General features: G+C 64.9%; 13 protein-coding genes. 5 read left to right on the forward strand and 8 right to left on the reverse strand.

Annotation, left to right across the window (positions count from 1 at the left end; translation table 11 throughout):
• Nucleotides 1-17 precede the first annotated feature (17 nt).
• The 5 genes from B6V76_RS04105 to B6V76_RS04125 all read right to left on the reverse strand — a co-directional run bounded on the left by B6V76_RS04105 (nucleotide 18) and on the right by B6V76_RS04125 (nucleotide 4538).
• Nucleotides 18-1307, reverse strand: a complete 1290-nt coding sequence (locus B6V76_RS04105) for a TRAP transporter large permease (protein WP_075774653.1) — start codon at nucleotides 1305-1307, stop codon at nucleotides 18-20.
• Nucleotides 1307-1894, reverse strand: coding sequence for a TRAP transporter small permease subunit (locus B6V76_RS04110; RefSeq protein ID WP_088725008.1), 588 nt, complete (start codon nucleotides 1892-1894; stop codon nucleotides 1307-1309). Before B6V76_RS04110 ends, B6V76_RS04105 begins: the two co-directional genes overlap by 1 nt.
• 81 nt (nucleotides 1895-1975) lie before the next feature.
• A complete protein-coding gene (locus B6V76_RS04115) occupies nucleotides 1976-2494 on the reverse strand; it encodes a flavin reductase family protein (RefSeq protein WP_075774753.1) in 519 nt (172 codons plus the stop codon).
• Nucleotides 2494-3384, reverse strand: coding sequence for an aldo/keto reductase (locus tag B6V76_RS04120; protein WP_088726734.1), 891 nt, complete (start codon nucleotides 3382-3384; stop codon nucleotides 2494-2496). Before B6V76_RS04120 ends, B6V76_RS04115 begins: the two co-directional genes overlap by 1 nt.
• Nucleotides 3384-4538 (reverse strand): LLM class flavin-dependent oxidoreductase, encoded by a 1155-nt coding sequence (locus B6V76_RS04125; RefSeq protein ID WP_088726735.1) that lies wholly within the window; start codon nucleotides 4536-4538, stop codon nucleotides 3384-3386. Before B6V76_RS04125 ends, B6V76_RS04120 begins: the two co-directional genes overlap by 1 nt.
• Before the next feature lie 92 nt (nucleotides 4539-4630).
• On the opposite strand from B6V76_RS04125, the gene B6V76_RS04130 reads away from it, so the two are divergent.
• The 3 genes from B6V76_RS04130 (at nucleotide 4631) to B6V76_RS04140 (ending at nucleotide 7507) form a co-directional block, all read left to right on the forward strand.
• Nucleotides 4631-5347: a GntR family transcriptional regulator gene (locus B6V76_RS04130; RefSeq protein ID WP_088721693.1), complete on the forward strand. Its 717-nt coding sequence runs from the start codon at nucleotides 4631-4633 to the stop codon at nucleotides 5345-5347.
• A 10-nt stretch (nucleotides 5348-5357) separates the two neighbouring features.
• Nucleotides 5358-6482, forward strand: a complete 1125-nt coding sequence (locus B6V76_RS04135; RefSeq protein WP_088726736.1) for a Gfo/Idh/MocA family oxidoreductase — start codon at nucleotides 5358-5360, stop codon at nucleotides 6480-6482.
• A 329-nt stretch (nucleotides 6483-6811) separates the two neighbouring features.
• Nucleotides 6812-7507: an SDR family NAD(P)-dependent oxidoreductase gene (locus B6V76_RS04140; protein ID WP_088726737.1), complete on the forward strand. Its 696-nt coding sequence runs from the start codon at nucleotides 6812-6814 to the stop codon at nucleotides 7505-7507.
• Nucleotides 7508-7519: 12 nt separating this feature from the next.
• On the opposite strand, the gene B6V76_RS04145 is transcribed toward B6V76_RS04140, so the two are convergent.
• Together B6V76_RS04145 and yghX are read right to left on the reverse strand one after the other, a co-directional pair.
• Nucleotides 7520-9196 carry a thiamine pyrophosphate-binding protein gene (locus B6V76_RS04145; RefSeq protein WP_088726738.1) on the reverse strand — a complete coding sequence of 559 codons (1677 nt, stop codon included), beginning with the start codon at nucleotides 9194-9196 and terminating at the stop codon, nucleotides 7520-7522.
• A gap of 110 nt (nucleotides 9197-9306) precedes the next feature.
• Nucleotides 9307-10221 (reverse strand): YghX family hydrolase, encoded by a 915-nt coding sequence (gene yghX / locus B6V76_RS04150; RefSeq protein WP_075774646.1) that lies wholly within the window; start codon nucleotides 10219-10221, stop codon nucleotides 9307-9309.
• Nucleotides 10222-10480: 259 nt separating this feature from the next.
• On the opposite strand from yghX, the gene B6V76_RS04155 reads away from it, so the two are divergent.
• Together B6V76_RS04155 and B6V76_RS04160 are read left to right on the forward strand one after the other, a co-directional pair.
• Nucleotides 10481-11620 carry an HlyD family efflux transporter periplasmic adaptor subunit gene (locus tag B6V76_RS04155; RefSeq protein ID WP_088726739.1) on the forward strand — a complete coding sequence of 380 codons (1140 nt, stop codon included), beginning with the start codon at nucleotides 10481-10483 and terminating at the stop codon, nucleotides 11618-11620.
• A gap of 12 nt (nucleotides 11621-11632) precedes the next feature.
• Nucleotides 11633-13621 (forward strand): cellulose synthase catalytic subunit, encoded by a 1989-nt coding sequence (locus tag B6V76_RS04160; protein ID WP_075774644.1) that lies wholly within the window; start codon nucleotides 11633-11635, stop codon nucleotides 13619-13621.
• 17 nt (nucleotides 13622-13638) lie between these two features.
• On the opposite strand, the gene B6V76_RS04165 is transcribed toward B6V76_RS04160, so the two are convergent.
• Nucleotides 13639-14217 carry a hypothetical protein gene (locus B6V76_RS04165; protein WP_088726740.1) on the reverse strand — a complete coding sequence of 193 codons (579 nt, stop codon included), beginning with the start codon at nucleotides 14215-14217 and terminating at the stop codon, nucleotides 13639-13641.
• Nucleotides 14218-14341 lie beyond the last annotated feature (124 nt).

Raw genomic sequence — 14341 nt, forward strand, 5'->3', positions numbered from 1 at the left:
TATGCTTCAGTATCGTTTTAGTTGGCGAACCCCGTCAGACGGGGAATGGTCATCGAAATCGCGGGGAAGTAGGTGATCAGGAAGATCACGGCCACTTCGACCGCGAGGAACGGCAGGATCGCGCGGGCGATGGTCTCCACCCGTTCCTTCGACACCGCGGCGGCCACGAACAGCACCAGCCCCATCGGCGGCGTGGCGAGCCCCACGGTCAGGTTCACGCTCATGATGATCGCGAAATGAATCGGATCGACCCCGAGCCCGGTGAAAATCGGCGCGAGGATCGGCCCCAGCACGATGATCGCGGGGCCCGCGTCGAGGAACATCCCGACGATGAACAGCAGGATGTTGATCAGGAACAGCAGGATCAGCGGGTTCTGCGACAGGCCGAGGATGAACTCCGCCAGCGCTTCGGGGGCGTGCGACAGGCTGACGACCGTCTTGAAGGCCATCGCCGCGCCCACGAGCAGCAGCACCACCGAGGACGTCAGCCCCGCCCGCATCAGGATATGCGGCAGGTCGCTCCAGCGCAGCGTGCGCAGGATGAAGAGGCCGACGATCAGCGCGTAGGCCACGGCGATCGCGGCGGCCTCGGTCGGGGTGAAAACGCCGCCCAAGATACCGCCCAGAATGATGACCGGCGTCATCAGCGGGAAGAAGGCGCGCAAACTCGCCTGTCCCCGCTCGGGCCATGTGTGTTTCTTCGAGGCGGGCGGAAACCCGTGCTTGTTGGCCATGAACTTGACCATCACCATCAGCCCGACACCGACCAGAACGCCAGGCACGATCCCCGCAAGGAAAAGCGCCGCGACCGACTGGCCCATCACATAGGCATAGATGATCATGATGCCCGAAGGCGGGATGATCGGCCCGATCACCGAACTGGCCGCGGTGATCGCTGCGGCGAATTTACGGGTGTAGCCCTGCTGCTCCATCGCCGGGATCAGCATCGAGCCAAGCGCGGACGTATCGGCCACCGCCGAGCCCGAAAGCCCCGCGAACAGCATCGAAGACAGGATATTCACATGCGCGAGGCCGCCGCGCAGATGGCCCATCATCGCCTCGGAGAACTCCACCAGACGGCGCGTGATGCCGCCCGAGTTCATCATCTCGCCGGCGAGCATGAAGAACGGGATGGCGAGCAGCGGGAAGCTGTCCATCCCGTTGTAAAGGTTGCGGTAAAGCAGCGCGAAGTCGCGCTCCTGCCCGTTCAGGAGCAGCATCGCGCCCGGGGCCGCGAGCAGCGCGAAGAAGATCGGGAAGCCGATCAGGATCAGGACGAGGAAAAGCGGAAGGAACCAGACCAGCATCACTCTGCCCCTCCAGCGATCGCGAGCACGGGCGGCAGCGGGTCGTCCCCGGTGCGCAGGGCCAGTAGGTTGCGCAGGATCAGCTCGATATTGACCAGCACGAGAAGCGCGAAGCCCACCACGAGCGAGGCCATCATCCAGCTGCGCGGCACACGGATCCAGGCGTCGAAGGCAAGGCTTTCGGGCACCCAGAGAGAGGCGGTCGCGAATTTGCCGCCAAAGCCGGTGATCCCGTCCCAGCCGAGTTTCAGCGCCGCGACCGAGACCATCAGCGAGAACACCAGAAGCACCAGCGTCAGGCCGCGCGCGACCAGCTTCGGCAGCATCGCCGCGAGCATGTCGATCGCCACGAACCCGCCCGAGCGGAAGGCCGAGGGCGCCATCAGCCCCCCCATCCAGAGCATGCAGAACCGCGCCGCCTCGTCAGGCCAGGGCAGCGCGTTGTTGAGCACGTAGCGAAACCAGATCTGGATCAGGATCGCGATGACCATCGCCGCCACGGCGACGACGCCCGCCCAGCGTCCGATCGCGAGCAGGATGTCGTTCAGCCGGACCAGAGGCCTGGCCAGGATTGTCAGCAGGGTCATGCGCGCGTTTCCTCCCTCGCGATCCCTTGAAGGCCCGGCGCCGCGCTCCTCCTGCGCGGCCCGGGCCGTATATGTGCCGTCTCAGTTCATCTCGATGCGCCGCACCTGGCCGCGGTAGAAGGCCAGCGCATCGCCATCGTCACGCATCACCGCGCGCTCGACCTGACCCAGCACCAGCAGGTGGTCGCCGCCCTCGTGACAGGCCACGCGGTGACATTCGAACCGCGCGAGGCAACCGTCGATCAGCGGCACGCCGTGATCGTTCAGGTGATAGGCGTGATCGAGCAGCGCGTGGGCGTTCTTCGTAGTCGCAAAGCAGAGATCGTCCTGATCGGCGGCGAGCACGTGGATCGCGTAATGCTCGGCCTTCTCGAAATGCACGAAACGTCGCGAATTGCGGTCCGGGGCCCAGATCACCAGCGGCGGATCGAGCGAAACCGAAGAGAAACTGTTCGCCGTGATCGCGACCGGACCATTCTCGCTGGCGGCGGTCACGATGGTGATGCCTGTCGCGAAACGCCCGAAGGCGTCGCGCAGCAGGCGGGTGTTCTCGGGGCCCGGCACGAATGTGCGCGGGGTAAACTGGCGCGTGGCGTTCATCATGGGACCTCCTGACCGAGTCCGGCCTCGTAGAGGCGGAACCACGTCTCCCTGTCGATCTGAACCTTCAAAGCATCGGAGAGCTTCGCGATGCGCTCGAGATTGTTGGTGCCCATCACCGGGATGATCCGCGCCGGATGTGCAAGCAGGAAAGCGGTCGCGACAGCTGCGCGATCGACGCCCTGCGCCTGCGCGATCTCGTCGAGCACCGCCTGCACCGGGCCCTCGCCTGTCATCAGCGCGCCGCCACCCAGCGGCGACCATGCCATCGGGGGTTGGGACTGACGCTGGTGGAAGGCCAGGTCGCCATTGGTGAAGGGCGCGAGGCAGCCGAGGCTGATCTCGATCTGGTTGGTCACGAGCGGCGTCTTCATCGCCGATTGCAGCAGTTCCCAGTCCCAGGGGCGGAAGTTCGACACGCCCACCGCACGCACCTTGCCCGAGGCTACGAGATCATCGAGCACAGCGCCTGTCTCGTGATGATCCATCATCGGATCGGGGCGGTGGATCAGCAGCAGATCGATCCGGTCGGTGGCAAGCTCCCTCAGCGAGGTCTCGACCGAGGCTTCGATATGCGCGCGCGAGGTATCGTAATGCTTCACCTTGCGGTGGGAATGACGCCCCGCCGAGACGATGATGTCGCATTTCGTGACGATTTCCATCTGATCGCGCAGCGACGGGTCCTCGCGCATCGCTGCGCCGAAGATGCCCTCCGCCGTGTAGCCGCCATAGATGTCGGCATGGTCGAAGGTGGTGATCCCCTGCTCCAGACAGGCGTCGATCTTGGCGCGCACATGGGCGGGCGATGTATCGGCATCGTCGCCGAGGCGCCACATGCCATAGACGATCCGGCTGAGCGCCACGTCGGAGGTGAGGTCGATCTTTTCCATTAACGGCGTTCCCCTTCTGCGAGCGGTGTTGCGGGCGGTCCCATCGGAACGCGGCCATAGACTTCGGGCAGCGAGACCGTGTCGAGATGCGGCATCACGAGACGGCCGAACTGGCGGGCCTCGTCGATATGCGGATAGCCCGAGAAGATGAAGGCGCGAATGCCCATCTTGCGATATTCCTCGAGCTTCGTGAGCACCTGATCGGCCGAACCCACCAGCGCCGCGCCGCAGCCAGAGCGCGCGCGCCCGACCCCGGTCCAGAGGTTCGGCTCGACATAGCCGCTCTCATCCGCGATCTCGCGGTTGCGCGCCTGTTTCGACACGCCGAGCGAGCTTGCATCATGCGCCCGCTCGCGGATCTTGCGGCCTTCCTCGTCATCGAGCTTGGACACCAGCTCCTGCGCGTATTCCTTCGCCTCGGCCTCGGTGTCGCGCACGATCACATGGACCCGCAGCCCGTAATCGAGCACACGGCCATGACGCTCGGCGGCCTCGTTGACGACCTTCATCCGGCCTTCCAGCTCTTCCTTGGTCTCAGGCCACATCAGGTAGACGTCGCAATGCTCTGCGCACAGCTCGACCGCCGCCGGGGAATAGCCCCCGAAATAAAGGAGCGGGCCGCCCTGCTGATAAGGCTTCGCCGGGTCGGTGGTGAGGCCTTTGAAATTGTAGATCTGACCTTCGTAATTGATCTCGTCGCGGGTCCAGGCCTGTTTGAGGATCTCCACAACCTCGCGCGAGCGCTGGTAGCGGAATTCGCTCTCTTCCTTCTCGCCCGGGAAATCGGACGAGATGATGTTCACCGTCAGACGCCCCTCGAGCATGTGGTCGAGCGTGGCGATGGTCCGCGCCAGCATGATCGGTTGCATCTCCCCGCAGCGCACGGCGGCGAGGAAATTCATCCGGTTCGTGATCTGGCTGGCACCCGCGACGAAGCTCAGCGTGTCTTGGCCCACCTGATAGCTCGACGGGCACAGGATGTTGCGGAACCCCTGCCGCTCGGCTTCGCGCACGATGTCGGAGCAATGCGCCCAGCTGGAGCGCAGATCGCCTTCGGGCTGGCCCAGATAGCGATAATCATCCGAGCATAGCGCCGAGAACCAGGACACCTCCGCGGCATCGAGATCGGCCGATCTTACCGGCACAACAGTCATGCGTTCCTCCCTCGCGATTCCCGTTCGATTTCCCTTCACTTAGCAGCCGCCTTGATATAGATCAATACTGTATCAATTTTTGGGGCGACCAAGTGACACAGGCAAATCAAGGGTCAGAGCGCACCGGACTGCCGATCTATCAGCAGATTTCCGAGATGCTGATTCGAGATATCGCGGCGGGACGACTCACCGACGGGGAGCGTCTGCCCCCGGAACGGACGATGTCCGCGCAGCTGAAGATCGCGGTGGGGACGTTGCGGCGCGCGCTGGAGGATCTCGAGGAGAAAGGCCTGCTGGAGCGTGTGCAAGGCTCGGGCAATTACATCCGCACCCGCAACCTGCGCGACCATTTCTACTCCATGCTGCGGATCGAACTGCTCTCGGGCGGCGGCTTCCCGAATGCCCGCATCCTCTCGGTCGACGTGATGGACAAGCCCGCCGACCTGCCTGCCTTCGGCACAGCCTTGCGTGCGAGCCGGGTGCGCCGCCTGCGTTTCCTCGATGAGACGCCAGTCGCGGCGGAGGAAATCTGGCTCGACGCCTCGAAGGGCGAGGTGAAAGCCGAGGATCTCGAGGACTCGCTTTACGCCTACTATCAACGCGCGCTCGGTTTCTGGATCGCGAGCGCCGAAGACCGGGTCAGCTTCGCCCCGATGCCGGACTGGGGGCCGTCGGAGCTCGACTGCCGCCCCGGTGAGACCGCTGGCTATATCGAGCGCTTCAGCTGGGCCGACGGGTCTGCCCCGGTCGAATTTTCGCGCACATGGTTCGACACCAGCCGCGCGCATTACGTTCAACGCATGAGATGAGGAGGCTCGGATGAGCGCCACCAAGACGGAACCCGTTCGCTACGGCATGATCGGCTGCGGCATGATGGGACAGGAACACCTGCGCAATATCGCACTGCTCGACGGGGCGGAGGTCGCGGCGATCTTCGAGCCCGACGCGGAGATGGCGCAGGCCGCGCAGACGCTCGCGCCGAGGGCGCAGATGGTGGCCTCGGTGGCGGAGCTTCTGGCGGTGGAGGCGCTCGACTGCCTCGTCATCACCAGCCCGAATTTCCGCCATCTCGAACAGCTCGAAGAAATCGCATCGACACGCCCGCTGCCGGTGCTCGTGGAAAAGCCGCTCTTCACCGACCCGACCCATGCCGAGCGGCTGCAAGCCTTCCGCGACAACTACCCCGCCCCGGTCTGGGTCGCGATGGAATATCGCTACATGCCGCCGATCGCCGCCTTCCTTGAGGAGGCCGAGGCAGCGACGGGCGGGATCACTATGCTCACGGTCCGCGAACACCGCTTCCCCTTCCTGTTCAAGGTCGGCAACTGGAACCGCTTCAATCGCTATACCGGCGGCACCTTCGTCGAGAAATGCTGCCACTTCTTCGACCTGATGCGCCTCGCGCTGAAGTCCGAGCCGGTGCGCGTCATGGCCTCGGCTCCTGCGCCGGTGAACCACGTCTCCGAGGACGGCACACCCGACATCCTCGATGCGGGCTTCGCGATCGTGGAATTCGAGAACGGCGCGCGGGCGATGCTGGAACTGTGCATGTATGCCGAGGGCGCGCGCTATCAGGAGGAGGTCACCGCCGTCGGGCCCAACGGCAAGATCGAGGCGCTGGTGCCCGGCCCGACCCGCTTCTGGCCCGAGCATCTGGGTCTGCCGCCGGTACCGAAGCTGGTGATCTCGCCGCGCGATCCGAAGGGCCCGGTGGAGCGCGAGTTGCCCGTGCCCGAGGAATTGCTCGCCGCTGGCGATCACAACGGCTCCACCTATCACCAGCATGTCGGCTTCCTCGCTCTCGTGCGCGGGGAGCGCGCAGCACCCGAGGTCACACTGGAAGATGGTTGGGCCGCGGTCGCGATCGGTCAGGCCGTGCAACGCTCGATCGAGACCGGCGAGGCCGTGCACTTCCCTGCGCAGCCTTGGCGCCGCGTGGCCTGAAGACAGAACGGTCAGCCGGGCCTGTACGCAGGGCGTGGGCGTGGCGCTGCTGACGGCGCGCCCGCGACCCCGCTGCAGGCAATCCTGCTGACCGATCATCTGACGGTCGCCGCCACTGGCCGGGCCGGCTGCTGATCTGGTCGATAACCGGGCTCGCCGATTTCGGGGCCGTCTGCCCGATCGTGATCTGGCGCTCGCATCTTAAACTTTTCGGGTAAGCTGTCGCTGGCGCGGACGCGAGGCCCGGTTTGGGCCACTGTCGCACCGGACTATGTCATAGGGCATCCGCGGCGCGCGCGGGGACCGAAACCGAGCAAGGAGGACAGGCCATGAGCAAGGCACAGGCGGTGATCATCGGGGTGGGCGACGGGCTTTCCGCCGCCGTGGCGCGGGAGCTTGCGCCCGATTATGACCTGACTCTCGCAGCCCGCAGCACCGTGCGGATGCAGGCGCTGGCCGAGGAAATCGGTGCGCGCACGGTGCAGCTGGACGCGACCGACGAGGCCGCAATCGCGGCGCTGTTCGACGCTCTGCCAGAGCGGCCGCGCGTCGTGGTCTACAACCCCTCGGGACGGGTGCGCGGCCCGGTTGCGGAGCTCGACGCCGAAGAGGTCCGTGCCGCCGTCGAGATCACTGCGATCGGGGCGTTTCTCACCGGCAAACACGCCGCGCGCCGGATGCTGACGGCGGAGCCCGCCGACGGCACTCGCGGCACGATCCTGTTCACCGGAGCATCCGCCGGGGTGAAAGGATTCGCACGCTCCGCCCCCTTCGCGATGGGCAAATTCGCGCAACGCGGGCTGGCGGAGAGCATGGCGCGAGAGTTGCACCCCAAGGGTATCCATATCGCCTGGGTGAATATCGACGGAATGATCCTCAACCCCGGTCGCAACGAGGCGCCGGACGAGCCCGGCTCGATGCTGCGCCCCGAGGCGATCGCGAAGACCTACCGCCAACTGATCGAGCAGGATCGCAGCGCCTGGACAAACGAGATCACGCTGCGCCCCTGGGTCGAGACGTTCTGAGGCGGCAGGCGCTCAGCGCCCCTTGCCCGCCTCCAGTGCCGCCGAACGCATCGCCGAGAGCGACTGGCGCGGGGTCAACGCCTCGGGCGAGATCACGAGGTCCAGCACCGCGCCGGTCTCGGACGCCCGCGCACGTTCAAAGGCGGCGGCGAAATCCTCCGTCCGCTCGACCCGCTCGCCGTGGAAGCTATAGGCCTTCGCCAACGCCGCGAAATCCGGGTTCACCGCCATCGTCGTGCCCGACACACGGGTCGGATAATTGCGCTCCTGATGGGCGCGGATCGTGCCATAAATCCCGTTATTGAGGATCAGAATGATCGGCTGTGCGCCCGCCTGCGCGGCGGTGGCCAGTTCCTGCGACGTCATCTGAAAATCGCCGTCGCCCGCGAAGCAGACCACGGTCCGCTCGGGCTGCGCCACCTTGGCGGCAATCGCGGCGGGCACCCCATAGCCCATCGCCCCCGATTGCGGCGCAAGCAGCGTGGCCTTCGGCCCGAAGCGGAAGAACCGCCCCGGCCAGACCGCGAAATTGCCCGCCCCGTTGGTCAGGATCATGTCCTCGGGCAGTTCCTCGCGCAGATAGGCGCAGACCTTGCCCATATCGACCGGCGAGGGCAGCTCCGGCAGATCGAAACCCGCCTCATAGGCCGCGCGGCCCTCGGCCCGCCAGTCGGCCCAGTCACCCTTGACCGGCTCCAGCCCGCCGAGCGCTGCCGCAAAGGCGTTCGGCCCGGCATGGATGCCAAGTTCGGGACGGTAGATCTTGCCGATCTCCAGATCGGAGCCGTGGACATGGATCAGCCGCTGCGCGGGCTGCGGCACATCCAAGAGCGTGTAGCCGTCGGTCGTATTCTCGCCAAAGCGTGCATTGATCGCGAGGAGCACGTCGGCCTCGCGCATCAGACGCTTCACATGCGGCGCCATCCCGACGCCCGCATCGCCACAGAAAACGGGTGAATTATTGTCGAACTGGTCTTGATAGCGAAAGACCGAAAGCACAGGGATATCAGAAGCTTCCGCGAAGAACTTAACAGGCGACGTGCCATCCCCGCGCCAGTTGCACCCACCGTAGAGGATCAAGGGACGCTCGGCCCCGGCGAGCATCTCGCGCAGTTCGCCCATCGCCGTCGGATCGGGCTGCGGCTCGGTGATCCGCACGGGCGCACCAAGCGGCGCGGCCTCGGTCATCGCGGTCAGCATGTCCTCGGGCAGCGCAACCACGACCGGGCCGGGCCGCCCGCTCACAGCCATCGTCCAGGCCCGCGACAGAATTTCGGGGATACGTTCGACCCGGTCGATCTCGACCGCCCATTTCGCCATCGTCCCGAAAACCGCCTTGTAATCGAGCTCCTGAAACGCCTCGCGGCCCTTCATATCGGTGCCGACCTGCCCCACGAAGAGGATCATCGGTGCGGAATCCTGCATCGCGGTATGCACCCCGATCGAGGCATTGGTCGCCCCGGGGCCGCGCGTCACCATGCAGATGCCCGGCTCCCCGGTCAGCTTACCATATGCGGCGGCCATGAAGCTCGCCCCGCCTTCCTGACGGCACAGCACGAAATCGAGCGTGCCTTGCGTGTCGTGCAGCGCATCGAGCACCGCGAGATAGCTTTCGCCCGGCACCCCGAACGCCTTGCGCGCACCGAGCCCTACGAGGCTCTCGACCAGAAGTTGACCACCGTTTCTCATGCGCGCGCCTCTCTCCCTCTTGTGCCGCTCCGCGCTTCGGCGCGGATCTGCGAGAGGCGTAGCACGCGCCAAATCCGAGCGCACCCCCGGCACGTCGCAAGCGCGGCAGATCACCCGGCGAGGTAGGTCCGGAACCACGCGATCATGCGCTCCTCTGCCAGCTTAGCGGCGGCCTCGTCGTAGCGCGGCGTCGTGTCGTTGTGGAACCCGTGGTTCACGCCCGGATAGATATAAGCCTCGTAGCGCTTGTCGTTTTCCTCGAGCGCCTTTTGATACTCGGGCCACATCGCATTGATGCGCTGATCGAGCGCGGCGAGTTGGATCAGTAGCGGCGCCTCGATCATTGCGACCTGTGCGCTGTCGGGCGCGGCCCCGTAGAACGGCACGCCCGCGCCCATTTCCGGGTAGGCGACAGCGAGCTTGTTCACCACGCCCCCGCCATAGCAGAATCCGGTCGCGCCGACCTTGCCGTTGGTGCCGTCGAGCGTCTGGAGATACTCGAATCCCGCGAAGAAATCATTGAGCAGCGCCCCCTGATCGAGACTGCGCTGCATCTCGCGCCCCTCGTCGTCATTGCCCGGATAGCCGCCGAGAGAGGACAACCCATCGGGCCCCATCGCCACGAACCCCGCCTTGGCGAGCCTGCGAACGACGTCGCGGATATAGGGATTGAGGCCGCGGTTCTCGTGCACGACGAGGATCGCGGCGGGCGGATTGTCCGGGTCGATCTGCGTCGGGCGCACCAGATAGGCGGTGATCTCGCCGGTGCCGTTCGGGCTGGGATAGGTTATGTCCTCGCCCTGAATATCGGGATCGTCCTCGGCCACCTGCTGGGCGAGCGCGTAATTCGGCGCGAGCGCCCCGAGAATCGCGACGGCGGTCAGGCCACCCACCGCCCATTTCCCTGCGCGGTCGAGAAATTCCCGTTTCGAGATTTTGCCATGGACATAATAGTCATAAAGATCGAGAAGTTCCTGGTCGAAATCGGCCGCCGTCAAGCGACGCGCATTGGCTGGGTCGGTCATGGATGAATCCTCCTCCTGAGAGGAAGAAGCATATCACGGACGCGTGAATTGCCCTCATCTTATCGACGGATGGTTCAGACAAGGCGCCCGCCCAACGCCGCCGCTGCCGCCACCGCCAGCCGCATGGGCATAGCGCATAGATCACAGATCAAATTTCCCTATCGGCCTTGGGTTGCATCTTGCAATTACGTTACGTTTATAAGTTGTCTGGCGTCATCGCCCCGCCCCGCTGAAACGCGCATTCTCGAGGAGCCTCGAATTGAAAACGCTACGCCCCGTCATCGGCCTTGTCCTCGTCGCGGGCGCTCTTTGGGTCATCGTCGGAGAGCAGATGTCGGGCGTCAGTGCCGACGCCGTCGTCAATGCGCCCGTCGTCACCGTACGCAGTAGCACTGCGGGCAAGCTTTCGATGCCGAAGCGCCCGCTCGGCGCGGATGTCGCCAAGGGCGAACGACTTGCCACTGTAGATGACAGCCTGCCCGACAGGACGCGGCTCGACGACCTGCGGATGGAGGTCGCGAACGCGCAGGCGACCGTCGATCGTATCGAGAGCGATCTCGACGCAAAACGGGCGCAACGCAAATCCTATGGCGAGCGCACCAAGATTTATCGCGAACATCGCATTGCCGAGATCGAGGCCAAGCTGAAATTCGCCCGCGCGCGGCTCGACCGGCTCCAGCCGAAGGCGCAAGGCTCGGAGACGAGCGCGACCAAGGTTGCGCAGACCGCCCCGCCCGCCACCACGGACACCGCTCCTCTGATGCAGGCGCGCGAAGACGTGGCGCTGCTCGAAATTTCGCTCGACGCGGCCAAGTCGGGCGTCTTTCTTGGCGACGGCTATAACGACGCGCCGAGCTCCGAACAGCGCGGTGCCGATCTGGACGGGGCGATCGCCTCGCTCGAAGCGAACCTCACGGAGGCCCGGACCCGCCTCAAGACGCTGGAAGACCGACGCGCGCAAGAACAGACGCGGGTGGCCACGATGTCCTCTAGCCATGTGACCTCGCCTGCGAACGGGATCTACTGGGAGACACTGCAGGCGGATGGCGTGACGGTGCAGCGGGGCGATCCGATCATGGAGCTCGTCGATTGCGACGTCCCGCTGGTGACCGCCTCGGTGAGCGAAGGGGTCTATAACAGCCTCAAGGTGGGCGATTCCGCGACGTTCAAACTGGCTTCGCGCGACAGAATTTACGAGGCGACGGTCGCCCGGCTCGCAGGGAGTGGCGCGGCGGATGTCTACCAGCATCTCGCGATCGCGCCGAACAAGGAACATCTCGAGCGTTACGACGTGACCCTTCTCGTCCCGGAACTGAAATCGGATCCCGATCTCGACTGTCCCGTGGGGCGGACCGGGCGGGTATTCTTCGAGCGCCGCCCCCTCGACTTCCTGCGCTGAGGGCGGGACGGCATGTTCTTCTATCCGCAACTGGGAGAGCTTGGCTCGGCGGCGATGCAGCTCATCCTCGTGGTGGGCATCACGGCCATCCTGCCGAGCTTCGTCAACACGCGGCGCAACTGGCACCGCGCGGTCTTGCTGGGGATCAGCGCCGTTCTGGCGCTGCGCTATATCTGGTGGCGCGGAACCGAGACCCTCGCCCCGCCCGGCCTGACGCTGGACGCGCTGGCGAGCTGGTCGCTCTATGCACTCGAAGGTCTCACCATGATCGGCTCGCTCAGCGCCTTTCTGGTCCTGTCGCGGATCAAGCTGCGCAGCGAGGACGCGGATCGATACGTCAATCTCCCGACCGAGCGAGAGCCGCTCGTCGCGATCCTGATCGCCACCTATAACGAGGATCGCGACGTTCTCGAACGCACCATCGTGGGCGCGAAGTTCCTGCGTCACCGCAACAAGACGATCATCGTCTGCGACGACAGCCGCCGCGATTGGCTGCGCGATTTCTGCGAGGCCAAGGGCGTGCGCTACATGCGCCGGGCCGACAACGAAGGACAGAAGGCGGGCAATATCAACCACGCGCTGGACCGGCTGGCCGAAGAAGAGGTGCAGCCCGACTTCGTCGCAATCCTCGATGCGGATTTCGTGCCCCATCGCGGCTTCATCTCACGCACGCTGGCGCTGTTTCACGACCCCGAAGTGGGGCTCGTGCAGACGCCGCAACACTTCTTCAACTCCGACCCGATCCAGCACAATTTCCGCCTCGACAGCTCCTATCCCGACGAGCAGCGTTTCTTCTTCGATCAGATGCAGCCGTCGCGCGACGGCTGGGGGATCGCCTTTTGTTGCGGCACCTCCTCGGTCTGCCGCTGGAGCGCGCTGCGCGAGATCGGCGGCTTCAACACCGAGAGCGTGACCGAGGATTTCATGCTGACGCTGGCGTTGCAGAACGCGGGCTGGCGCACCGTCTATCTGGCCGAGCCGCTGACCGAGGGGCTCGCCCCGGAAGGGCTCAAGGAATACATCACTCAGCGCGCCCGCTGGTGCCTCGGCCTGATGCAGATCGCGCGCTCCTCGCTCGGACCGTTCTCGAAGAGCAACCTGCGCCTGCGCGACCGCTGGAGCGTGATCGACTCGATCCTCTACTGGACCACGACCTTCCCCTTCCGGATCGCGGCGATCTGCTATCCGCTGCTCTACTGGTATTTCAACATCACGGTGGTGAATGCGGGCCTCGCGGACGTACTGAGCTATTTCGGTGTCTACTACCTGTGGAGCCTGATGACGCTCAACATGCTCAGCCGCGGTATGGTCGTGCCGATCCTGAACGATGTCAGCCAATTGATCGGCGCGATCCCGATCGCTCGCGCCGCCTTCACAGGTCTGCTGCGCCCCCATGGCCACCCGTTCTCGGTGACAGCGAAAGGCGGGGATCGGTCGAAAGTCGTCGTGCAGTGGCGAATCATGATGCCGTTCCTGATCCTGCTTTTCCTGACGCTGGGCGGCCTTCTGATCGGGATCATCTGGGATCGCTTCGCCTATTTCGACGCGGGGGACGGTAAATGGGTGATCCTGTTCTGGACCATCTACAATCTGTTCCTGCTCGCCGCGACCTGTCGCGCCTGTGTGGAGCTGCCCCGGCGGGAAATCCATGTCGCGGACAAGCCCGAGCGGATTTCCTTCGACTCCGACGGCGTGGAATACTGGGTCTGGATGACCTCCTTCACGATGGACACGGTGCGCCTTCGCGGCCTGACCTTACCGGAACAGACCCGCGGCAAACTGACGATCGACCAGATCACCGGCCCGATCGAGTGCTACGTCATCGCGAAGACGCGGGACGGCGCGCGGTTGCAGCTGCTCCCGACCGAGGAGCAGCGCGAACAGCTCTTCGTGCGCTTCTACGCGGAAGGCGACGAGCCCGGCGTCAGCCATGTCCGCCCGGGCGCCCTCCTGCACGACATCTACCGCCGTTTCCTGCCGAAATACTCGTCGGACGAGTGACCCCGCGAGGGCAGGCATCAATAGGTGTTGATGGAAAGACCCACGAAGGCTTCCTTGGCGAAGGCCCGCCAGCCAGCCCGGATCGAGACCGGCCCGTCGCCGATTTTCTGGGTCACCGCAATCGTCCGCTCGGAATAAGTGTCGCTTCCCCCCGCCGAAAGCTCGAGCCCCAGACCGGAGCGGTTCCCGGCCTGAAACAGCGCGAACCAATCCTGATCGATCGTGTTGTACTGGGCCAGCAGGAAGACATGCCCGAAACGAGTCGGCGAATAGTGCTCCAGTCCCGCCCGCACCCCGAGTCGCCAGTTATCGTCCGACAGCGTCCGCCCGATGCTGGGCCCGACCTTCAGCGTTCCGATTCCCCCAAGCGCGAAGTCACGCGTCACCACGGCCCCGGTCGACCAGCCGCCCTCGTAATCGGAGAAATTCGCGCCGAAACTCACCTTGCCGCGCGATATCGCAAACACCGCATCGGAGGTGTTCGTCCCGAGATCGGCCTGCAAGAACGTCCCGTCTGCACGGGCGGGCGAGACCGGCCCCAGCGACAGTGTCAGCGACGTCGCGAGCGCGACGCTCAGCCAGTGAATCTTGTGCATTCTGCGAATCCTGTATAGCTCTGCCTGAGACCTTGGCGGCCTCCTCTGATTCCCCTTAACCTTAGGGAAACTCTTGTTTTTCAGCGCCGTCCAATACGGGAACAAGGCGTATCCTTCGATGGCG

The sequence above is a fragment of the Thioclava sp. IC9 genome, from assembly GCF_002213225.1.
Lineage (GTDB): Bacteria > Pseudomonadota > Alphaproteobacteria > Rhodobacterales > Rhodobacteraceae > Thioclava > Thioclava nitratireducens.